This is a genomic window from Amycolatopsis sp. NPDC004747 (genome assembly GCF_053601335.1).
The window spans coordinates 20,225-41,103 of record NZ_JBSGBQ010000035.1; the positions used below are offsets into that span (position 1 = coordinate 20,225).

General features: G+C 69.0%; 16 protein-coding genes. 7 read left to right on the forward strand and 9 right to left on the reverse strand.

Features of this window, described 5'->3' with window-relative positions; genetic code table 11:
- The first annotated feature begins 17 nt into the window (after window positions 1-17).
- A complete protein-coding gene (locus ACWEGE_RS38375; RefSeq protein WP_449665388.1) occupies window positions 18-200 on the forward strand; it encodes a hypothetical protein in 183 nt (60 codons plus the stop codon).
- A gap of 360 nt (window positions 201-560) precedes the next feature.
- Here ACWEGE_RS38375 and ACWEGE_RS38380 read toward each other — a convergent pair whose 3' ends face one another.
- The 4 genes from ACWEGE_RS38380 to ACWEGE_RS38395 all read right to left on the reverse strand — a co-directional run bounded on the left by ACWEGE_RS38380 (window position 561) and on the right by ACWEGE_RS38395 (window position 5,069).
- Window positions 561-1,265, reverse strand: coding sequence for a cation transporter (locus tag ACWEGE_RS38380; protein WP_449665389.1), 705 nt, complete (start codon window positions 1,263-1,265; stop codon window positions 561-563).
- On the reverse strand, window positions 1,262-1,627 hold the full coding sequence (gene cmtR, locus ACWEGE_RS38385; protein ID WP_449665390.1) for a Cd(II)/Pb(II)-sensing metalloregulatory transcriptional regulator CmtR: 366 nt from the start codon (window positions 1,625-1,627) through the stop codon (window positions 1,262-1,264). Before cmtR ends, ACWEGE_RS38380 begins: the two co-directional genes overlap by 4 nt.
- A 922-nt stretch (window positions 1,628-2,549) precedes the next feature.
- Window positions 2,550-4,373 (reverse strand): hypothetical protein, encoded by a 1,824-nt coding sequence (locus ACWEGE_RS38390; protein WP_449665391.1) that lies wholly within the window; start codon window positions 4,371-4,373, stop codon window positions 2,550-2,552.
- 402 nt (window positions 4,374-4,775) lie between these two features.
- Window positions 4,776-5,069 carry a hypothetical protein gene (locus ACWEGE_RS38395; RefSeq protein WP_449665392.1) on the reverse strand — a complete coding sequence of 98 codons (294 nt, stop codon included), beginning with the start codon at window positions 5,067-5,069 and terminating at the stop codon, window positions 4,776-4,778.
- A 518-nt stretch (window positions 5,070-5,587) separates the two neighbouring features.
- Here ACWEGE_RS38395 and ACWEGE_RS38400 point away from each other — a divergent pair.
- The 6 genes from ACWEGE_RS38400 to ACWEGE_RS38425 all read left to right on the forward strand — a co-directional run bounded on the left by ACWEGE_RS38400 (window position 5,588) and on the right by ACWEGE_RS38425 (window position 15,443).
- On the forward strand, window positions 5,588-9,304 hold the full coding sequence (locus ACWEGE_RS38400; RefSeq protein ID WP_449665393.1) for an NACHT domain-containing protein: 3,717 nt from the start codon (window positions 5,588-5,590) through the stop codon (window positions 9,302-9,304).
- Between the two features lie 664 nt (window positions 9,305-9,968).
- Complete coding sequence (locus tag ACWEGE_RS38405) at window positions 9,969-10,568, forward strand: hypothetical protein (protein WP_449665394.1); 600 nt, start codon at window positions 9,969-9,971, stop codon at window positions 10,566-10,568.
- 477 nt (window positions 10,569-11,045) lie between these two features.
- Window positions 11,046-12,029: an AraC-like ligand-binding domain-containing protein gene (locus ACWEGE_RS38410; RefSeq protein ID WP_449665395.1), complete on the forward strand. Its 984-nt coding sequence runs from the start codon at window positions 11,046-11,048 to the stop codon at window positions 12,027-12,029.
- Window positions 12,030-13,204: 1,175 nt separating this feature from the next.
- Entirely contained in the window at window positions 13,205-14,176 is a 972-nt protein-coding gene (locus ACWEGE_RS38415) for a CHAT domain-containing protein (protein ID WP_449665396.1), read from the forward strand.
- A gap of 51 nt (window positions 14,177-14,227) precedes the next feature.
- The gene (locus ACWEGE_RS38420) at window positions 14,228-14,557 is read left to right on the forward strand and encodes a hypothetical protein (RefSeq protein WP_449665397.1); all 330 of its coding nucleotides are present in this window, start codon (window positions 14,228-14,230) and stop codon (window positions 14,555-14,557) included.
- Window positions 14,558-15,161: 604 nt separating this feature from the next.
- Window positions 15,162-15,443 carry a hypothetical protein gene (locus ACWEGE_RS38425; protein ID WP_449665398.1) on the forward strand — a complete coding sequence of 94 codons (282 nt, stop codon included), beginning with the start codon at window positions 15,162-15,164 and terminating at the stop codon, window positions 15,441-15,443.
- Window positions 15,444-15,794: 351 nt separating this feature from the next.
- Here the strand turns inward: ACWEGE_RS38425 and ACWEGE_RS38430 are convergent, their stop codons facing one another.
- The 5 genes from ACWEGE_RS38430 to ACWEGE_RS38450 are packed head-to-tail and all read right to left on the reverse strand — an operon-like array spanning window position 15,795 to window position 20,879.
- Window positions 15,795-16,649: a MurR/RpiR family transcriptional regulator gene (locus ACWEGE_RS38430; protein WP_449665399.1), complete on the reverse strand. Its 855-nt coding sequence runs from the start codon at window positions 16,647-16,649 to the stop codon at window positions 15,795-15,797.
- Window positions 16,650-16,697: 48 nt separating this feature from the next.
- The gene (locus ACWEGE_RS38435; protein WP_449665400.1) at window positions 16,698-17,975 is read right to left on the reverse strand and encodes a cyanophycinase; all 1,278 of its coding nucleotides are present in this window, start codon (window positions 17,973-17,975) and stop codon (window positions 16,698-16,700) included.
- Window positions 17,975-19,174, reverse strand: coding sequence for a M20 family metallopeptidase (locus tag ACWEGE_RS38440; RefSeq protein WP_449665401.1), 1,200 nt, complete (start codon window positions 19,172-19,174; stop codon window positions 17,975-17,977). Before ACWEGE_RS38440 ends, ACWEGE_RS38435 begins: the two co-directional genes overlap by 1 nt.
- Window positions 19,171-19,935: an amino acid ABC transporter ATP-binding protein gene (locus ACWEGE_RS38445; protein WP_449665402.1), complete on the reverse strand. Its 765-nt coding sequence runs from the start codon at window positions 19,933-19,935 to the stop codon at window positions 19,171-19,173. Before ACWEGE_RS38445 ends, ACWEGE_RS38440 begins: the two co-directional genes overlap by 4 nt.
- Entirely contained in the window at window positions 19,932-20,879 is a 948-nt protein-coding gene (locus ACWEGE_RS38450) for an amino acid ABC transporter permease (protein WP_449665403.1), read from the reverse strand. The genes ACWEGE_RS38445 and ACWEGE_RS38450 overlap by 4 nt, the downstream gene beginning before the upstream one ends.

Here is a 20,879-nt window from a genome sequence, read left to right on the forward strand (position 1 = left end):
GCCGGGAGCAATGCCGCGTGATCAACACATCCAGCAACCGACGCGTCATGATCTCCGCGGGCGCTGTCCCGCTGTGGCGCGGCAACCGAATCTCGACTCCACCGCCCACGCTCGTCATGTCCGCCTGCATCGAAGCGGGCCTGGCCCGCTGGGACGTCGCGGCCAGGGTGCTCGCGGAGGCAACCGATGCGCCTGCCTGAAGTCGAACGCGGCGACGGTCTGCGCACCAGGACGCTGATCCCGGGTCATCTCGCCGGCGCTGGGCACGCGTCTCCCGGACGCGGCCCGGGTTGCCCTGTACCACAAGGGGTTCGCCAGGACCGCGCTCGGCGCGTGGACGCAGGCCGCGATGCGCGGGCCGACTGCGGGGCGAGCAAGTCCGAGCGGCGCCGGCCGCGGGGACCACCCGCCAACAGCCCGAAGACGCGGCCGTGTTTAACATCATCACCCCCTACGCCAACGCACTGGGCTTCACCATCCCGACCGACGCCGAGTTCGACAAGGCCGCGGGCATGCTGCTCAAACGCGGCTACGCCTGACCTCCGGCACCGAGCGGGGCGTCAACAGCAATGCTCGCCTCGCCAAGCCTCACGGCCTTCCTTGACGGCGACGACGGCGATCACGAGCGCAACGATCGGGTCGGCCCAGTACCAGCCGAAAAGGCTGTTGAGCAGCAACCCGACCAACAGGACGCCGGAAAGGTAGGTGCACAGCAGTGTCTGCTTGGAGTCGGCGATCGCGCTGGCGGAGCCAAGTTCACGGCCGGCTCGCCGCTGAGCGTAGGACAGGAGTGGCATCACCGCGAGCGACATCGCGGCCAGGATGATCCCAACCGTGGATTGCTGTGCAGGCTCGGCGCCGAACAGCGTCCGCGCGGCCTCTACCGTGACGTAGGCAGCGAGGGCGAAGAACGACACCGCGATTACCTTCAGCGCGGTGCGCTCCCGGGCTTCGGGGTCGCGGCTGAAGAACTGCCAGGCCACGGCCGCGGCGGACGCAACCTCGATCACGGAGTCCAGGCCAAAACCGATCAGCGCGGTGGACGAGGCGACGGTGCCGGCCGCGATTGCGATGATCGCTTCGATGACGTTGTAGGTGATGGTCGCGGTCACGAACAGCCGGACCCGCCGCGCCAGAACCGCATGGCGTTCGGCGGTGACGCTGGTGTCGGTGCCCGGCGGCGCGCAGCAGTCGTCGGCGCAGATCTCCGTCGGGCCGGTCCCCAGTACCAGTGGTGCGTTTCGACGTTCGGCGGGGTCGATCATCGGTGCCCCTCGTGGTCCCCGGCGAGGGCCGGCAGGGGGGCGGGTTCGCCATCGACACAAGGCTCGCCCGTGTCGACGGCGAGGACGACCTGCACGAGTTCGCGCAACGCCCGCGCGAGGTGCGCGTCGGAGAGGGCATAGCGCACCTGACGGCCCTCGTAAGCAGCTACGACCAAGCCACACCCGCGCAGGCAGGCGAGATGGTTGGACACATTGGACCGGGACAGGCCGAGCTGTTCGGCCAGCTGGCCGGGATAGCTCACCCCGTCGAGCAGAGCGACCAGGATCTTGCACCGGGTCGGATCGGCTAGCGCACGACCGAGCCGGGCGAGCGCGGCACCACGGGTCTCACAAGTCAGCACTCGCAAAACAGTACAGCTGACGCTGACATGACGGCAATCAAGACCCAGCTCAACCGGGAGCTGAGACTCCCGACAGAGCCAGCGTCGTTCCCACGGCCGCGGCGGCGAGCAGGGGCGTCGCGCTGGCTCCGCAAGCAACTCGAAGTCGTGCAGCCGGTACGTGCTGACGAGGTGCCCAGCCCGGAGCGGTGCCGTGCGTTGCGATGCCACGTAAACCGGCGAGCCGGTTCGTGCCCCACCGTGGGCGGAGCGGCTGGGCGAGCGGAAGGCTGCGCTCGGGGTGGGGTAGCCGCGTGGCTGCCCCGCCCCGCCGATGTCGGGAGCAGCAGCCTTCCGGCTGCGTGACCTTCTCGACCTAGCCGGTTTCGGCGGCAGGCTCATCGGCAGGCGACCGGGCGGCGTGAGCGTGCATTGGTTCCAGCGGTCGTACCCCCAACCCTGCTCGCCGTCATCGAGACCGCTCGCTGCGCGGGCCCGCTGTCGCGGCCCCTGAGAGTCCGCAGACAACGCGGTCAGCGCCATCGACCACCCGGCGCGGCGTGCGAGGCGAGGGCAGCGAGATGGAGTCGAGCCACCAGCGACGGCCACTGCGGATCGCAGCGACACTCTTTTTGCTTCAGCCACCTGAAGGCCATCCCCACTCCTTCGCTGTCAGTCGCCGTCACGGCACACCCCAGGACGCGCAGAAGAGCAAGAAACGATCCAGGAGAGCTCGACTCGGACGCGAAGGGCAATGCCGAGAGCGGTCGTCGAGGAGACCACGACGTAGCCGCTTCTTGGGACGGGGGAGCAGGACCAGGACCCGGCGGCATCGTGACGTACCTGATCGGAGCGCGCGGCTGATGCGGTCAGCGCATCACAACTGACCAGGCGGGTGGACAACACTCCGGCAGCGAGCGCGACACGAAGGCCGTTGCAGGTACTAGTACCGTGGCTTGCAGGCGCTCATCGCCACCGCGGTGAGCGCACTCTCGCGTCGGTCGCGATCAATGACGGACCACGCGACGCGTTCGGCCGCTGCCGGGTCGACGGGGGTCAGCACGGACAGCACCTCGTCCTGGGCGAAGTCCACGAGCTGCGCGGCGAGCCGTCCGCACAGGGCCGGGTCGACTTGGGTGAGCAGCTCGGCGAGATCCCTCCACACCCTCCTGACCTCTGTCCCGGCGCCCGACGAAGCGATTCGCAGCTCCCGCTGGGCACGGTTCGCTACGCCCTTCGCCTGCTCCGGTTCCCACACGGCCAGTCCCCTGGCGATCTTCACGAGAACCTTGGCAGCTTCGAACCGCATGGTGCCATACTCCATGCCGGACGGGATGGTCAAGTCGTTCATGGTGCGCAGCGCCGCGGTCGGATCGTTCGCGAGGAAGGCCTTGGCTGCGTACACGTGAACCCACTTGACAGCGAACTGCACCTCGAAGTCTTCGGTGTCAGCGCCCGCACCGCGTGCGAGGTCGAGCGCGTGGACGGGATCCGTCGGCGCAAGGCACTTGGCCCGCTCGACCAGGTCCTGGGCGCAGGCCTCCGGGCTGATGCCGTCGACGATGCGCCTGCGAGCACGCCTGCTGAGCGTGGGGTCGAGGTTCAACGCGGCCGTCGCTACGACGCCGAGCAGCCTGGGCGAGTTCCCTGCGGCCTTCTCCGCAGTGGCGAGCCAGCGTCGCGCCAGGACGTAGTCCGGTTTCTTCTCGGCCATTTCGGTCAGTGCGGCGACCTGGTTCCTCGGCGAGCTGATCATCGCCGCGATCCGGTCGGCCCGGTGTGGATCGACTGGAGCAGCGGCAACGGCGAGGTCCTTGAGGTGGTAGTCGTTGTAATGCTTGTGCGTGGAGTCGGCCAGGGCAGGAGCGGCCGTGTCGATCAACGCGAGGGCGAACTGCGGATGCACGCGCGCGGCATCGGCGACTTTCTCAGACCAGAAGCTCGTGTGGATCCAGTAGTCGGGACTGAGCCGGCTGAGGGTCCTCGCAGCGCGGGCGGGATCAGTGGCCGCGACTGTGTGGGCGATCCACCAGAGTCTGGAGTCCGGATGCTCCGCCTCCAGTGCGAGCCGCTCGGCGAGCGCGACCAGTCGCTCGGCACAGGCGGGGTCGTTCGTATGGACGGCGTTGGCGAGACGTGCGAGCGGGATGTGCGCGTCGGCCGGCTGTTCTTCCTCGACCTGACGCACCAGTTGATCGCAACGGCCGGGGTTCAGCCCTGCCGTGACCATGGTGGCGATGGCGATCACCCACTCCCATGGGCTCACCGGAGCGTTAGCCATCGCCTGGGCCAGTTGGTGTGCTCGTTCGGGATCGCGTTCCACGATGGCGGCAGCGAGTTCGTTCCCGGCCCTTTGGGCATTTGCCGCATCAGCGATCAGCTCGATGACCTGTTCGGCCCGGCGTTGATCGCGGTCGGCGAGCAGTAGAACGATCTTGCGGAGTGTCCAGTCCCTGTCGTCGGTCAGCGAGCAGGCGATTCGGATGCCGAGGTCCAGCAGCGGTTCCGGCGTCGGTGCGGTCGGCGGCGCGTGGACGTGCATGTCGCCGTGCACCGCGCCGACCTGAGTGACCTGACCGGTGACGTTTCCCGGTACGTCGTTGCGCACCCGCTCGTCCGACATGGCACCAAGCATGACATCACGAGCTTTCGCCGTTGACTCCACCCGGACGGCCGAATCCCACATCGGCTGCACAAGTGCATCTCGGGTGCGGTTTTCTTCGAGAATTGCAGCGAGTTTTGTGTAGGGGCTCGTCGCGTACTGCATTCCTGGTCAGCATTCCCCAGTGTGCCGGTCAGTCGCCCCTGTCGTCCGAGTCGGTACAGAGCTCCATGCCGGGCCCAGCCCGGGCTGATCGGCTGTTCCTCGAGCACGGACAGGCCGGACTCGCTACCCGAATCGGTAGCTCACGCCGTGATCGTCTTGCTGCACACTGTGACTGTCAATGCGATCATTGGGTTACCGGCGCTCGCGATCATCAGTGCCTGCAGACCGCGTTGAATGGCAGGGCTCGTGTCGAAAGCGGACCAGAACGGCGGCCCGTGCGTCTCCGATGAGGCTCGGTTGCCGAAGTAGTGCCTGACACTGGACGACACTTCGCGACACCCGAAAGGCGGTGAAACATTGGTTGAACTGCCCTTATCGACACAGGGCGGCACGCGGTGACACTCACCGATGTGCCGGAGCGGTGGACTGTGACCAGACGGTTTGATCGGCTACCTCTTCGGCAATCGCCCGATCCGCGTTGGAGCATGCTGGCGGCGTAGTCGGCGACTGCAGGGCGGACGCGGTGATGTGCCTGGCTGTCGAACCAAGGGCGATTTGAGGGCGAAATTGCAGGTCGAACGAGGTCGAGGGAGATCGACTGAGGAAATGAGCGATTGCAAACATCGCAGCTTGAAGGCCTCGTTGATGACGATGCGCAGAAACCAGGGCTGGAACGCCCGGTTCGATCTTGGTCATCGATCCCCTTCGCGGTCTGCTCACCTACTTCACACCGCGGGTCGGGAATCGGTTCCCGAATCGCGGGAGAGGATCGCGAACACCCCGTCCTCCCGCGGCCTCGCCGCCTCTTCTGCAAACTAGCGCGCTCACCAGGGCCAGCCGAATGAGTGACCACCGACGGGCGACGCTTCCCCAACTGAGGTCGACGTACCCGGCAACGAAGAGGCCTGCGGTTGTGTGAGCGCCATGACGCACGAGGGCGGCAAGACTCGCCGATGCCGGCGAGTCCAGCAGGCAGTGTCGAACATCTGCTGGTACGCCACGACCGGCTCACGGTCCCCGGCCGGGGACTTCGTCCTCGTCGACGAGGTCGGGCGTTCGAGCGGCCGATCGACGTCGTCATGCGTCCACCCAGTGCTCCCGTGGTCATCGCCGACGTTGGCGAGCAGGTGACCTGAGGCCTGGCGCGGTCGCGTCGCGAGGACGCGGGTGGCAGAATGCGGTCCGTAGTTGATCGGTGACGGGGAGGTCTACCGATGGGCCGGTTCAAGCACACGGTCGCTGCGGCCGCGCTGGTCGCCGTCGCGACGGTCGCGGTGACCGTAGCGGGCAGTTTGGCGACGATGCTCAAGACCAATCGGTGGGCATGGGCCGCGGCCGGCGCTCTTCTGCTGGCCAGCGGGGCTATCGCCGCCTACCGGGCCTGGTCGTCGCGCGAACCCGCGAAACGTGCGGACGTGGAAGACGCTTTCGCCGCGCTGGCCGAAACGATCAAACGGCGGCTAGACGAAGCGGTGAACCACCGTGGGCTGCGCGTGGACCAGTTGATCGACGTACCGTGGGAAACGCGTCCTTACCAGGGAGAAACCAAGACCACTCGCGCGGTGCGGGACGCGGGTGGTATCGAGGCCTTGGCCGAGGTTGTCCTCTGCCGGAACGCCCGGATCCTCGTCGTGGGACCGGCCGGCGCGGGCAAGTCTTCGCTCGCCCGGCGGATCGCCCTCTCCTGCACCCGGTCCACGGCCAACGGCGATCGAGTGCCCGTCGTGCTGGCCGCCTCCACGTGGACGGTCGGTGAGCCGGTCCGGCGCTGGATCGAAAACCAGCTGCTGCTCCTGCATCCCGGCGTCCGTCGCAGGACCGACTCCGGGGCCACGATCGCGATGCACCTGATCACGGCAAGGCGGCTGCTCCTGGTGATCGACGGCCTGGACGAGCTCCCGGACGACCCTCGCGAGTGGTTTTGCGAAGCCCTCCGCGACGCGATGCTCGAAGAGCTCCCGCTGATCATCTCCTGCCGGACGGATCCGGACGTCGATCCGGTGGCCACGTTGCCCCTGATGCCCGTGGACACCGTGGTGACCATGCAGCGGGTGCGGCGGGCGAGTGCGCTGGCGACGCTGCGGAAGTCCGCTTCGGAGCGGCAACTCGACAGCTGGGCCCGGGTGGACGCCGCCGTCCGGAAGGATCCGAACGGCGGGCTGGCTCGGACGTTGTCCCGTCCGCTCATGGTGGCGATGGCCGCGGAGATCTACCACCGGGGCGCCCCGGAGCGGGACCCGGAGGAGCTGACCACCGTGGCCGACCCGGGGGATCACATCCTGGGCACGTGGATTCCGACCGTGCTGCGACGCCAACGTAACGTGTCGAACGAAACGTCACCCCGGCGGGAGCAGAAGACACGGCGGTGGCTGACCTTCCTCGCCAAGCACCTGGATCGTCGAGGGACCTACGACCTGCGCTGGTGGGAGCTTCGGACCGCGTTGTCGGCGCGAGCGTCGCTGGTGTCCGTGGCGATCGCCGTCGCCGCTGTCGTCGGTGTGGCAGCGGGGCCGTCCATCGGGCCGGCCCGGGCGATAGGGCTGGGGGCATGTGTCGGCGCCCTGGTCTTGCTGGAGTTCGATGCCGTGCGGCCGCCCGGTCAGCCGCAGCAGGTTGTGCCCGTCCGGTCGGGGCGGCTGCACCGGTGGCTCCGAGTCCACTGGCGCCGGGTTCGACCGGGGGTGGTCAAACGGTTCACGACCGGCTTCACCGGCGCGTGCGCGCTGATCTGGGGATTGGGAGCTCTGTTGTGGGGGGTGTCGCTGGCGGACCCGGGATTCGTCCACCAGGCGCTCTCCGGCGGGGGTGTCATGCCCGACCTCACCGGGTTCGACCCGGTCGCCCTGATGATCGCGGCCAGCCTCCTCCTGGGCGTGTTCGTCGGTGGGCTGGTCGCCATGGCTCCGGTGGACCAGGATGTCGCGTCCCTGAGGGAGGTTGTCCTCGACGGCCGCCCGGACGGCTTCCCGGGCACACACCAGGACGTGGAGTTCGACCAGGCCGCCGACTTCCGCCACACACTGTCCCAGGACCGACGGTGGTCGCTTCTGCGATTGGCGGTCGGAGCGGTGGTCACGGTGCCCCTCCTGCAGGCGGGGGTAACCGGCGGCGCCGCGCAGGCGTTCCCGCTCCTGCACCGGGTCGATGAGCACCTGGGATGGTGGATCGTCCTCCTCGCGGTCATCGCGGTGGTGGTCCAGGTGTTCCTGCACGCCGAATGGCCGTGGTTCGTCGCGGCCCGGATCCCGCTGGCGCTCGGCGGCCGCATCCCCGTCCGGTTGACCGCGTTCCTGGACGAGATGGACGCGGTGGACATCCTGCGACGAGAGGGCGACGTCTATCGCTTCCGGCATACCGAGCTGCGGGACTGGCTGCTGAAGGAGGCGGCGAAGCAGCGCTACGAAACGCTCGGCGACGACCGTCAGCGGTTGCTGAGGCGCCTGGCCGTCCACCCGGGGCCTGATGTCACGGCCGACCTGGCGGCGTACATCGACAACATCACCTCCTTCGAAGCGCGCCGGCTGCTGGACGAGTTCTGCAGCGCCAGGCTGATGACCCGCGCCGGCGACCGGTACGAATGGCGTTCCGGGTGCCATCCGGCCATCGTGGAAGCCGCCCGGGATGCGGTGGATCCGCCCGGCGTGCGGGAGCAGGTCGCCGGTGCGGTCAAGGCGTACTACCGCCAGTTCCTCTCGTCCGGGTACGACACGCCGATGTCGTTGCCGGGCCCGGCGTGGCGCCGGCTTCGAACCGACCGCCGCACGGTCGTGGCCTCCGTGCGCCAGGCTGTGCGCGACGGAGACCTCGAGTACGCCGCTGAGACGGTGTTGGTCGTCGCGCCGTACCTGGTCCAATGGGGTCACGAAGCGGAGGGTCAGGACCTGATCGAAGCGGTCCTTGCGCTCCCGGTACCACCATGCACGGCGATTCGGCTCCGGTACCAGCTCCTTTCCGTGGGAACGGTCGAACCCGCCGATCTGCTCGACCAGGCACGACGACTGGGCGATCGCACCCAGGAAGTCGTCGCGCTGTGCGCGGTGGCCTATGCCGCGAACGATCCGAACACCGCGGTTTCGGCCATCAGCCTCGCCGAGCAGGTGGATCGGCCGACCGTGTTGCTCACGGCTCTCCTGGATGCCGGCCACCTGAGCATGGCCACCGACCCGGCCGGGGCGGAACACTTCTTCGCGCGCGCCGAGCGGATCGCAAGGAAGTGGGACCGGCGGTACCTCGAGGCGAGTGCCCTGGAAGGCATGGGAATGTGCCTCCTCGCCCAGCGGCGGCCCAACGCGGCCGCGACCTCTTTGCGCGCCGCGAAACGCAGTTACGAGGCGACGGGCGCGTTCCTGATGGCGACCGAAACGGCGCTGCGCCTCGCGGGCGGCTACTTCCGCTACAACAAGCTGCGGGCAGCTCACGTGGTCCTCTGGACCGCGATCCGCCTGTCCCGGGCCATCGGCTCCGAATACCACCTCGCCCGGTCCTACCTCCTGCAGGGGGAAACCTTCCTCCTCGAGAAGGACTATGGCACCGCGGCTCGGCTGTCCCACTGGGCACACGGACTGTTCGTGCGGTGTGATGCCAAACTGGACGCACCCCTCGCGTTGATCCTGTCCGGAACGTCCCTGATGGACGTCGGCAGAGCGTTGTCCGAACGCAAGATTGACGGCGATTGGGCAGTGACCGAGGGGAGGAAGCGCTTGGAGGCCGCGCGGCTGGCCTTTGCCGATCTCGGCGAACCCGCGGGTGAGGCTCGTGCCCTGCTCGAACTGGGCCGGCGGGCCACCACGGACGGCGACGCCCGTCTGTGGTTGACCAAAGCCGTGACGATCTACGAATCCCTGGACGAGGACGACCACGGCAGGTTTCTGGAGCAAGCGCGGTCCTTGCTCGCACGTCGCACGACGCCTGCCGTCCGTCAGCGGACCTGAGCCGGGTTTCATCCCCGGCGAAAAGGAACTTCCTGCTCGGAAAGGCGGGCACGCGGCTGGCCGAGCCATGCTGGAGCCCAGGAGACCGGCGGAGGGACTGATAACCGGATTCGCGAACAGGCCCCTGGTCGCCGGGGTAGATGCCTCGGCCGCTATCCGGCGGGCGGCGGGAAGAAGCTCAGTAAGGGACACCACCCTGCGGCTGCTGCGCCTGCGTCTTCGCGGAAGTGTCGGACAAGCTCCTGCTGGACACGTCGAACGGCGACTTCGCCGTGCCGCCGAGGTCGCCTGCGAAGGAATGCCCGGGTTCGGGCCGAGCTGGTGGTCCAGTTCGCCGCTCTCCACGGTGTGGGCGGCGCACCCGGCCGCGACAAACGCCCCTCGCTGCGTCGTCGCTGTGTGATAGCTGACGATCATGCGCAGGCGATCGGTCAGCGAGACCAGGACACCGCACGGCACCTACGGTCTTTCGCCCAGCAGGTTCCGCCGCGAACACACGCACGAGTGCACGCAGACGAAAGAACAGTGCACTCACCGGTAATGACAAGGTCGGCGCCGTGCGGCATCTTGAAAGGGAATCGGACTTCCCTGCCACGCAGGCGGCAGGGTGGTCTTTCGTCATTGCCGGAAAGTCAGCGCTCTCGGTTCGGCATGGGAGGAAATGATGTCCAAGAAAGCATTACGCATGGCCAGGATGGGTGTCGCTCTGGCGACGCTTACCGCAACCGTGGTCGCACAGCTTGCGCCTGCGGAGGCTTCCGCCACTGGTTCGACACCTCTGGCATCCGGTGATCCCGGCAATTCCGCCGCGTCGACCGCCGTTGACAGGGGTCTCGATGCGACCGCCACGCTCGCGGTCGCCACACAGTACCCGATCTATCAGTGCCCGGCGACCAACTGCAACCAAGGATACGTAACCGCCGGCCAGCCAGTTCACGTCTACTGTCAAACAAGCGTGTGGTACCTGGTGTACAACCCGGCGAACGAGCACGTCGGTTTCCTGCATACCGACTACATCAACCCAGGTCCGGAGCCGAGCTGTGCCGGAGTGGGAACAGGAACCTCTGTCGACAATCGCGAAACGATCTATCAGTGTCCGCAAACGTTCTGCAACCCTGGACAGGTTTATCCCGGTAATGACATTGCTCAGATTTGCCACGCCAAGAATAGCGTCTGGACGTTCGTCCTCAATCACGCGAACGGCCACGTGGGTTTCATCAACGCCAACAAGCTCAACGACTTGGGCGCCTGGGGAGCCTGCTGAGCCGGCGCCGAACGATCAGTAGCTCATAGGCCTCTATCTGTGCAGCCAGTAGGAGAACCCGGGACGTTCGCAGCGTCGTGTGACCGCCGGCAGTGTGCTCGGAGAAGATTCTGCCAAGGACGCGTCGCGCGTTCCCTGCCACCTTGTCGACACGGTCCACGGCTTGAGCGCAGGGGGCGAGCCCTTCCAACAGGGCCCAGGCCGGCTCGACGACGGACAGGTGCTTCCTGAACGCCTGCAGTCAGGGCGTGCGAAGTGGAGGGGCTTTCGCGCGGCTGGGGTGTTCACCGCGGATTCCCGTGCGCGGACCACGCCCGAGAAGCTGTCGCCTAGGTCGGCGCAGGGATGCGAAATCCACCGAAGTTCCGCGCGGTATCAGCGATTTGCGTGGTACGCCGTGGTTTGGTTGCCGCGACGCCGGGGGTGTCCGATAATTCGTCCCTGCGGTGTCGCGCGGCAACCAGGTCAGGGGGGACCATGGATGTGATCAGTACTACTGAAGCGCCGGAGGGCGAACGTTTCAGCTACTGGCGCGAGGTGAATTCCAAGCTCTGGGCACCGTACGACCTCCGCTGCGATCCGCGACGGGAACGCGAGTTCCGGGCCCAGGTGGGTGTCAGCGAATTCGGTTCCGTGCAGGTAACCCTGATGACCACAATGCCACATTCGGTGCACCGCACCCCCAAGCTCATCCGGCAGGGCGATCCCGAGGTGTTCAAGCTGGGCTGTTTCGTACGCGGAGGCGGCGTGCACATGCAGGATGGCCAGTGCGTGGAGTACGGGGAGGGAGACCTGAAGCTGTACGACACCTCACAGCCCTTCGGAGGCGAGTTCGCTCCGGATGCCCCGATGAGCCAGTTGCTTCTGTTGCGCTTCCCTCGCTCGCTGCTCCCGTTGCCGGCCAAGGACCTGCGGCGGCTCACAGCTGCCCGAATCCCCGGCGCCTCAGGGGTCGGTGCGCTGTCTTCGCAGTTCCTCTTGCACCTCGCTCACCACCTGCATGAGCTCACACCGGCCGACGCCTCCCGGCTGTCGAACCTGACGGTCGATGTGCTGACGGCGGCCCTGGCCCATGCGCTGGATGCCCAGAGCACTGTGCCGCCGCACACCCGCCGGCGAGCGCTGATGGCCCGGATCCACGCCTTTGTCCGGGAAAACTTGGGCGATGCGTCCCTGACCCCGGAATCGATCGCCGCCGCGCACCACGTCTCCCTGCGCTATCTGCACAGTCTCTTCCACCAGGATGGGCACACCGTCGCCGGCTGGATCCGCCGATGTCGGCTCGAGCAATGCCGCCGTGACCTCGCCGAACCTCGGCTGAGCGCGCGTCCGATCAGCGCGGTCGCCGCCCGGTGGGGATTCAGCAGCCCTGCGCATTTCAGTCAGGTCTTCCGTGGCGCCTACGGTCTCTCACCGAGCGATTACCGTCGGCAATGCATCACAGAAGCCGCGAAGCGATGACGCGGAGCGGAAGCTGCCGTCGGTGATGTCGAGGACCCGTGCCTTCGCGACGAGAGGGGATGTCGCTGCTGACGTTGACCGAGTGTTGGAGGACTCCGGGGCATGGAGCTCGCTGCCCAGCTTGTTGCAGCTGCGCGGTTCTTCCGGATGTCCCTTTGGGGTCCAGATCGGTCCGTGGGTCTGACTTGCAGCGGTAACGGCGGGCGGACAGTCTCAGCCTGGCCGTGGCGCAGACGGCGATGCTGGACGAATGGACCACGGCGGAGGCCGTGCTCTGCGTCGGCTGATCTAACTCGGCTGCCTTGGTCTTGGCGGTGGTAGATGCTGGGCGCGTCCGGGCTCGGCCTGGTCAAGGCGAAAACGGCCGACCCGGACCTGCCGGGGGCGTTGACCTGCGCGGAGGGCTCGATCGATGCGCTGCCGCGCGCACTTTCCGTTCGAGTGGGGCGTTGCCCAGCTCAACAAGGCGGTCGTGCACCAGACCCACGGTGACCGGGACGCGGCGGTCCGGCGCGGTGAGCTCGCGTTGCGGGAGCTGACTCCGGCACGAGGGCCCGCCATCTCCGCCCGTGCCGCCGGCCTGGTCGGCGAATGCCATGCCGAGACCGCCCGCTGGCCGGAGGCGGCCGAGGCCTTCCAGGCCGCGGTCATCGCCTTGCGGTATGCCTACCTGGACGCAAGGCGGTCGTCCGCCCGGACGGCGCTGTTCCGGCAGGCCGGCGTGGCGCACACCTCCGCGGCCTACGCGACCGCCCGCGCCGGCGACCTTTCCCAGGCGCTGATGCGCGCCGAAACCGGGCGGGCGTTCGCGTTGCGGGAGGCCCTCGAACTCGACCCGGCCACGGTGGACCTGTCAGCCGACCAGGACTCGGACGAGTACCGGCAGTACCTCGGTGCCCTCGCGTCGGTGCGGGCGGCCGAGGCCGCCGTCCAGCTGCCGTGGCTCGCTCACCCTCGTACCACGGCCCAACAGGCTCGCGCGGTGGACGTGCAACGGCAGTCCGAGCTGGAGTCGGCCCGGCGAGCGGCGGCTGAGGCACGTGCGCGGTTGACCACGCCGGCGCCGACCGACGTCGCGGCGATCCGCCGGTATGCCGCCGGGACGGACGCGGTCGTCTACCTCCTGTCCCCGGAGTGGGGCACGGTCATGCTCACTCTCCGGCCGGAGAGTGAGCATGACCGAGAAGCGGGAGCACGCGTTCACGCACGACGACCTGTTCGCGCTGCTGATCCACCGCGACGGGCCCCGCGGCGGGCTGCTCGCGGGCGCGATTCTCGGTGGCGAGCTGATGCGCCAGGCGATCGAGGACCTCGATCGATCGCCGGTGGCGGCATGGTTGCGGGACGGCCTGCGGGATCTCGGAACGACGATGATCGTCCCGATGGGCCCGTGGAGCGCCGTGCCGTTCACCCTCTTCACCGAAGACGGCTCGGTCCTGATCCACGCGGTCTCCGCGGAAGTCCGGCACCACTGCCGCACGAGGCTGGCACGGGAGAGCAACCGGCGGCCCGGCGTGCTCGCCTACGCCGATCGATCCCTTCCCCTGGAGAGCCGCGAGGTCGAAGGCGTCGCCGCGGCGTTCGACGAGGGGATCACGGTGCCTGCCGGTCCGGACGCCAAGGACGACCTGCTGGCCGAGCTGGCGCGATTCGATCACCTGCATCTCGCGACGCACGGGGTCTACCGGCTCGACGAGCCTGCCGAATCGGCCATCTACGTCGACGAGGAGCCGTTGCGGCTGGGCGAGCTCATCCAGCACCAGTTGCTCAGCGGCGTGCGGCTCGCGTTCCTCTCCGCGTGTCAGACCGGGATCAGCGACGTCCTGTCCGCGCGCGACGAGGTCGTCGGCCTGCCGTCCGCGTGCATCCACAGTGGAGCGACCGGGGTCATCGGAACCCTGTGGAAGGCGGACGACGCGGCGACCTTCCTGCTCGTCCGGGCGTTCTACCGTGAGTACGACAGTGCGGTGCCGCCGGTGGCGCTGGCTCGTGCCCGTGAGTGGTTGCGTACCGTCTCCACCGGGGAAACTCTCCGGGAATGCGACGATCTGTCGCCGGCGCTGGAGTTCCTGCGACTGCGGCCGTCGACCCAACGTCCGTTCGGCGATCCTTATTTCTGGGCGCCGTTCATCTATGTAGGTGCGTGAGGGGTTCCGAGTGTCCAACGAGAATCGTCGATCCGCGGTGCCGCCGCAGCCGTGCGGCCGCATCTGCCCGAGCTGGTCGAGACGGACCTGGCGGCCACGTTCACCGCGGAGCTCGCGGCCGCCGTCGACGACGAGAGCCTGATCATCGTGATCAGCAGGCAGGACAGGGTGCGCGAGTGGATGTCCGACCACCTGGAGGCGGTCGCGGCGAGCGAGCGGGACTACACACGCCTGAGCGGTGATCCCGGTTTCGTGCGGCCATCCGCGACGTTCACCTGCCCGGAGGGCACCCTGGTCTGGTATCGGCGGTTCGTCGGGGAGCGACCGCCGAAATGCCTGGTGCACGACGTCGACCTCGTGCGCATCGAGGAACAGCCGTGATCGACTCGCTCTTCCGGACGGTCAGCGGGCGGGCCTCCCAACGTATGTTCGGCGCGGCGCTCCTGGCGGCAGTTTTACTCGGCGCGGCCGTCGGTGCGTGGTCTACCTACGACGGCGGGGCTCTGGTCACTCGATCGGCGCGGTGGCTGGCCGGGCGCTCCGGTCTCGGGCAGGGTCACAGTGGCCATTCTGGTCGGCGTGACGCTGGTCGGCGTGACGATCCTCTCGCTCGCCCCGCAGGTCCTCCGCCTGCTGGAGGGGTACTGGCCGGGCTGGCTGGAACCTGTTCGAGCGCGTTTGGTTCGTCGCGTCACGAAAACGCCGACCGCGACGCCGCGGCGGTGCAAGAGCTCGAACGGGATCGGCGCACCGACGCCCGGTTGGATCAGCGGCTTCGCCGGCTGCCCAGCGACCCGGACCGGTACCTGCCCACCAAGCTCGGCAACCTGGTGCGTGCCGCCCAGGCCCGGCCGATCGACAAGTACGGCCTCGACCCCGTCGCGCTCTGGCCGCACCTCTTCCTCGTCATGCCGGAACCACCCAGAAGGAGATTACCGCCGCTGGGCACGCGCTGGAGCGGGCGGTCATGGCGGTGTGCTGATGCGTGTTGTTCGTCGCACTCAGCCCGTGGGTGTGGTGGGCCGGCCCGTTGGGCATCGCCGCCGCAGTGCTCCTGCAGCGAACCCTCGTCCACGGGATGGCGCGAACCCAAGCCGAACTGATCGAAGCCGCCATTGATCTTCACCGGCTGGATCTTTATCGGAAGCTGCGCTGGCCACTCCCCGCCAATCCGGCTGAGGAACCGGAGCTGGGCGAGCAGCTCGTCTCCTACCTCAGCTATGGCTCGGACAGCGCCAAGCCGACGTTCACCGACGAAAAAGTGTAGTTGACCGGGATGTCAGTACCTGAGCCGTCAGGGCGGCGCATCATGGCTTGCGGCATTGGCCGAGTGGAAGTGTCCGCGGACGTCCTGGCCAACGGGGTGCGGACGCAGTGGGAGGAACAAGTCAGACGCGTGCGCGCCCCGTTTCCGCGGCCGCTGAGGTGCCACTCGTCAGCACGAAGTGCGGCTGGAGTACCAGGTAGTCTTGAGGTGTTCGGGGAGTTCACGTCCGGCAACGGCGAGCGGGTTCGGTCTGCTCCGGGGCAACCGACACGAGCCGGGGCCGGATGGGGGCCGTGTGGCGAGCCGGTGTCGAACCGGTCGGTTTCCTGGTTCAGGTCCGCGTCCCGGGCTTCAGTGGAGGTCAAGGCGGTGGACGATCTTCTCGCGCTCGGCCAGGTTCGCGGGGGCCTCTTCTCCGCGGGCTTCCAGCAGCAACGCGATCACGGCCTCGATCGAAGCGATCGTCGGCACGAAGCTGTCGTAGGCCGAGGGTGCGGTGACCTGCTGGGCCAGCACCACGTCCGCGTGGTGGCTCACCGGGGACAGCCAAGGATCGGTGAACAGCACGATCGTGGCCTTGCGCTCCGCCGCCAGCTCGGCCAGGCGCTCCGTCGGGGGCTCGTAGCGCCGGTAGTCGAACAGCACCAGCACGTCCTTCGGGCCCCAGGACGAGGCAGCGGCCGCTCGCGGTACGGGGTGTTCGGACAGGACTTCGACGTGGTCGCGCAGCTGCATCAGGTGCAGGGCCAGATATTGGGCGAACAGACCGCTGAACCGGCCTCCGGCGAGCGTGATCCGCCGCCTGGGGTCGGTGAGCAGGGAGATCGTGCGGTCGAGGTCGTGTTCGCTGGTTTCGGCGAACGTGCGGTGGATCGCTCGGCCGAATTCCCCGGCCGCGCGGTCGAGGACCGCGATCGCGCCGATGGGCTCGTCCGCTCCCGAATAGAGCGTCAGCGGCGAGGCTTCCCGGGCGCCGAGCTCCTCGCGCAGTGCGGCCTGGAACGCCGGGAAGCCCGCATAGCCGAGCCTGGTGACCAGCCGGAGCACGGTCGGCGCGCTGACCTTGGACTGCGCGGCCAGGGCCGCGAGAGTCTCGAAACCAGCCGCGGGGTAGTTCGCCAGCAGGATCCGGGCGACCTTGGTCTCGGCGGGGCTCAGCTCGCCGAGCCGTCGCCGGATCTGCTCGGCAACCGTGTCGACGGGCATCGTGGGGCTCCTCCGTGTGCCGGGGCGGCGGATCGCCCCGCCGACAACCTAACGGACGGGTGCCGTGCACGCCGTCGGCCCGACGTCGAGCCGCAAGCCCAGGACACTGCCCGGGACCGCGGGCTTCGTCCACGTCCGGGTGGCCGCGGTCTTCCGGAGCCGGACGTCGAACCGCGGCGCGGTCTCGAAGGTGTGCGCGGTCGTCGTGCGGGCGACCGCACTGCCCGCCAGGGCGGCCGCGGTGCGCAGGAGCGAATAGGGCGCGCCGGCCGCGTTCCGCGGCGAATGGAAGACGTCGTCGTTCTCCGGGACCGGGGACCGGTCCACCGGCGTGGCGGGCCGGGCACCGGCCGGCGGAACGGCCAGCCGGGCCGCCGGGAGGTACCGGGCACCGTCGGTGAGGTAGTCGTACCGGACGTCGTGGACGGACCAGCCGCAACTCCCGGTGGTCGCCTGGCCGTGGCGCAGGTCGAGGACCGTCACGCCGTGTTCGCCGAGCACCCGGAGCGTTTCGGCCGGGCTGCCGGGGCGGTCGACCACCACGGCCGTGTTTTCGTCGAGGGCGTAGACCCGGTCGTGCCCCGTGTCGGCGGCCAGCCGCAGGGACCGGCCTTCGCGGCCCTCGACGCCGGTGTGGGTGTCGAGCAGGCCGGACGTGAGCAGGCCGAACCCGCCGGCCGGGAGGTAACCGAGCACGGAGGGGTCGGCGAAGTAGCCGGGCCTGCTGCCGTCGCGCAGGCCCTCGTAGGAGTCGCCGCCGGTGACCATGTCGGGGCCGGACGCGATCTGGGCGCCCGCACTGGATCCCGAGATCACCGCGCCCGCGCGGAACTTCGCCCGGATGGCGGCCAGCACCAAGCTGTCGGTGTGCCGGTCCCCGCGCAGCAGCGTCGTCACGTACCGGTACTGGTCGCCGCCGCCGAAGAAGAAGCCGCTCATACCCCGGACCTGCGCGGCGACCGCGTCGGATTCCGCCGCGGCCACGTGGTCCAGGTCGACCGGGATCCACTCCGCGGCGGCACCGTGCTGGGTGAACAGCCCGGCGTAGTACGCGCCGTTGCACACGGAGTTGGAGCACTTCTCGGGGTCGTCGGCGTCGGGGTCCTGGCTGGCCGGGAGGGAGGCTGCGGTGATGATCCCGATCCGGGCCCGGGAGCCGCCCGCTCTCGCGATGATCTCGTCGAAGACGGCGTCGTTGTCTTCGGCGAGCGCGCCGCCGACGAGCACCAAGGACCCTCGCGCGGCCGTCGTCGCGTGCGCGGACGTCCACGAGGAAAGCACGAGCAGGATGGTGACGATGATGGCGCGAGCCGGGCGTCCGGGCATCAGAGGTCCTTCCGGGCATCGAGGGTGCCGCAGGTGGCGATGAGCGTGGCGAGCAGGGCGACGCGGTCCGGCACGGAGGTGACGTCGAGCCACTCGCCGGGGGTGTGGTCCGCACCGCCGACGGGACCGAGCCCGTCGAGGACGGGCACGCCCTGACCGGCGATGAAGTTGGCGTCCCCCACCCCACCCGTCGCGGCCGCGTCGACGGCGAAGCCGAGTTGGTCGCCGATGGCGCGGGCACGGGCGAGCAGCATTCGGGCGCCGGGGCCGTCTTCCATGACCGGGCAGTCGTCGAGCTGGGTGACCACGGCGGCGGTGCCTTCGACGGCGAGGTGCCCGGCGTGTTCGTGGATGCTCTTCGCGGCCCACTCCATGCCGTCCCGGGTCGGCGAGCGCACCTCGAGCTCGAGGCACGCTTCGGCGGAGACGATGTTCGTCCGGGTACCGGCCCGGATCGTGCCGACGTTGACCGTCACGCCCGGCCGCCGCCCGTTCAGCGCCTGGAGTTCGAGCACGAGGTTCGCCGCCGCCAGCGCGGCGTTGGCCCCGCGCTCCGGCTCGATCCCGGCGTGGGCGGCCCGTCCGGTGATGCGGATGTGGAAGTCGGCGACGCCCTTGCGGGCGATGACCAGGTCGCCGTTCTCGCGGGCGCACTCCAGCGCCAGGGCCAGGTCCGCGGTTCCGGCCAGTGCCTCGGTGACCGGCCGGCTCATGGGCGAGCCGGCCTCTTCGTCCGGGGTGGCCAGGAAGACCAGCTCGGCGAAGTCCCGGAAACCCGTGCCGAGCAGCAGCTTCGTGGCGGTCAGCCCGGCGAGCAGCCCGCCCTTGTCGTCGCTGACGCCCGGTCCGTAGGCACGCCTGCCGTCGGTGGCGAACGGACGGGCGGCGGCGGTGCCGCGGTCGAAGACGGTATCCAGGTGCCCGGCGAGCAGGATGCGCCGTCCGCCGCGGGGCCGGGGTGTCCGGCCGGCCAGCCGGCCGATCACCGCGTCGCCCCGCCCGTCCAGCGGCACCCGCTCGACCGCGAACCCCTGCTGCCGCAGCAGGTGCGTCACCCGGGAGGCCACCGCGTTCACGCCGTCGGGGTCGTCCGAGCCGGAGTCCAACGCGACGAGCCCGGCGAGTTCGCTCAGGTAGCCGGGTAGGCTTTCGACCGCGGCGCGCCGGAGCGGGTGCGCCAGGTCGGTCCGCAGGCTCACAGGACCTTCGCCAGGAACTCGCGGGTCCGTGCGTGGCTCGGCCGGACCAGCACCTGCCGCGGATCACCCTCCTCGACCACGACGCCCTCGTCCATGAACACGGCCTTGTCGGCGACCTCCCGCGCGAAGCCGATCTCGTGGGTCACGACGACCATCGTCATCCCGCCGGCCGCCAGTCCGCGCATGACGTCCAGGACGTCGCCGACCAGCTCGGGGTCGAGCGCCGAGGTCGGTTCGTCGAACAACATCAGCTTGGGCCGCATGGCCAGCGCGCGGGCGATGGCCACCCGCTGCTGCTGGCCACCGGAGAGCTGGGCCGGGTAGTGACCGGCCCGGTCGGCCAAGCCGACCCGGTCGAGCAGTTCCCGGGCGCGCTCGCGCGCGGCGGCCTTCGTCAGGCCGCCGATGCGGACCGGGGCCTCCATGACGTTCTCTTCGGCGGTGAGGTGCCCGAAGAGGTTGAACCGCTGGAACACCATGCCGATCTCGCGGCGGCGGCGGGCGACCTCCCGCTCGGTCAGCTCCAGCAGCTTCGTCCCCTGCTGCCGGTAGCCGACGAACCCGCCGTCGATCGACAGGTGCCCGCCGTCGATCTTCTCGAGGTGGTTCATGCAGCGCAGTAGCGTCGACTTGCCGGAGCCGGACGGGCCCAGCAGGCAGCACACCTGCCCGGCTTCGACCTCCAGGTCGATCCCGCGCAGCACCTCGAGCCGGCCGAACCGCTTGCGCACCCCGTGGGCGCTGACCATGGCCGGGCTCATCGGTCTTCCTTTCGCGAGAGCCGGCGGGACAGCCCGCCGGCGAACAGCCGGGCCGCGGGGCCCGGTCCGGCGGTCGTGGTGCCGCGGCCGAACCGCCGTTCCAGCCACGACTGCGGCCCGGCCAGCAGGGTGACCAGCGCCAGGTACCACGCGCCCGCCACCACCAGCATCGGGATGACCTGGTAGTTCTGGGCGTAGACGTCCTGGATGTTCGACATCAGGTCGTGGGCGGAGATGATCGAGACCAGGGCCGTCATCTTCAGCATGTTGATCACTTCGTTGCCCATCGGCGGGATGATCACGCGCATCGCCTGGGGCAGCACGATCCGCCGCAGGGTCAGGCCCGGTGGCATGCCCAGGGAGTGTGCGGCCTCGGCCTGGCCGACGTCGACGGACTGGATGCCCGCCCGCACGATTTCGCTGCAGTAGGCCGCTTCGTTCAGCCCGAGCGCGAGGAGCGCGGCGACGGCCGGGGTCAGCACGGAGTTGGTGTCCACGCTCAAGAACGTCACGTGGGTGAACGGGATGCCGATCATGATGCGCTGGTAGAGCGCGCCGGCGTAGCGCCAGAAGATGATCTGGACCAGCAGCGGCGTGCCGCGGAAGAACCAGACGAAGAGACTGCCGAGGCTGCTCAGCACGGGGTTGTGCGACAGCCGGAGCACGGCGATCACCGTGCCCAGCGCCAGGCCGAGCGCCATCGCGGCGGCGGTGAGCCAGAGCGTGGTGGCGAGCCCGCGGAAGACCAGGCCGTCGAAGAGGTACTGCCCGACGATGTCCCAGTGCACGTTCGGGTTCTTCGCCAGGGAGCCGATCAGTCCGATCAGGGCGGTGAGCGCGATCGCCGCGGAGACCAGCCGGCCCCAGTGTCGCAAGGGGACGGTGGTCAGCTCGGCCGGCGGTGTCCGGCCGGTCGTCGCCTCCGGTTCGGTGTGGACGGTCAT

What these genes read in the sequence shown, in the direction of transcription:
- ACWEGE_RS38415 (WP_449665396.1), top strand. Translation starts at nt 13,205, where the DNA reads ATGACCGAGAAGCGGGAGCACGCGTTCACGCACGACGACCTGTTCGCG.
- ACWEGE_RS38430 (WP_449665399.1), bottom strand. Translation starts at nt 16,649, where the DNA reads ATGCCCGTCGACACGGTTGCCGAGCAGATCCGGCGACGGCTCGGCGAG.
- ACWEGE_RS38400 (WP_449665393.1), top strand. Translation starts at nt 5,588, where the DNA reads ATGGGCCGGTTCAAGCACACGGTCGCTGCGGCCGCGCTGGTCGCCGTC.
- ACWEGE_RS38405 (WP_449665394.1), top strand. Translation starts at nt 9,969, where the DNA reads ATGTCCAAGAAAGCATTACGCATGGCCAGGATGGGTGTCGCTCTGGCG.
- ACWEGE_RS38410 (WP_449665395.1), top strand. Translation starts at nt 11,046, where the DNA reads ATGGATGTGATCAGTACTACTGAAGCGCCGGAGGGCGAACGTTTCAGC.
- ACWEGE_RS38390 (WP_449665391.1), bottom strand. Translation starts at nt 4,373, where the DNA reads ATGCAGTACGCGACGAGCCCCTACACAAAACTCGCTGCAATTCTCGAA.
- ACWEGE_RS38380 (WP_449665389.1), bottom strand. Translation starts at nt 1,265, where the DNA reads ATGATCGACCCCGCCGAACGTCGAAACGCACCACTGGTACTGGGGACC.
- ACWEGE_RS38445 (WP_449665402.1), bottom strand. Translation starts at nt 19,935, where the DNA reads ATGAGCCCGGCCATGGTCAGCGCCCACGGGGTGCGCAAGCGGTTCGGC.
- ACWEGE_RS38435 (WP_449665400.1), bottom strand. Translation starts at nt 17,975, where the DNA reads ATGCCCGGACGCCCGGCTCGCGCCATCATCGTCACCATCCTGCTCGTG.
- ACWEGE_RS38395 (WP_449665392.1), bottom strand. Translation starts at nt 5,069, where the DNA reads ATGACCAAGATCGAACCGGGCGTTCCAGCCCTGGTTTCTGCGCATCGT.
- ACWEGE_RS38450 (WP_449665403.1), bottom strand. Translation starts at nt 20,879, where the DNA reads ATGACCGTCCACACCGAACCGGAGGCGACGACCGGCCGGACACCGCCG.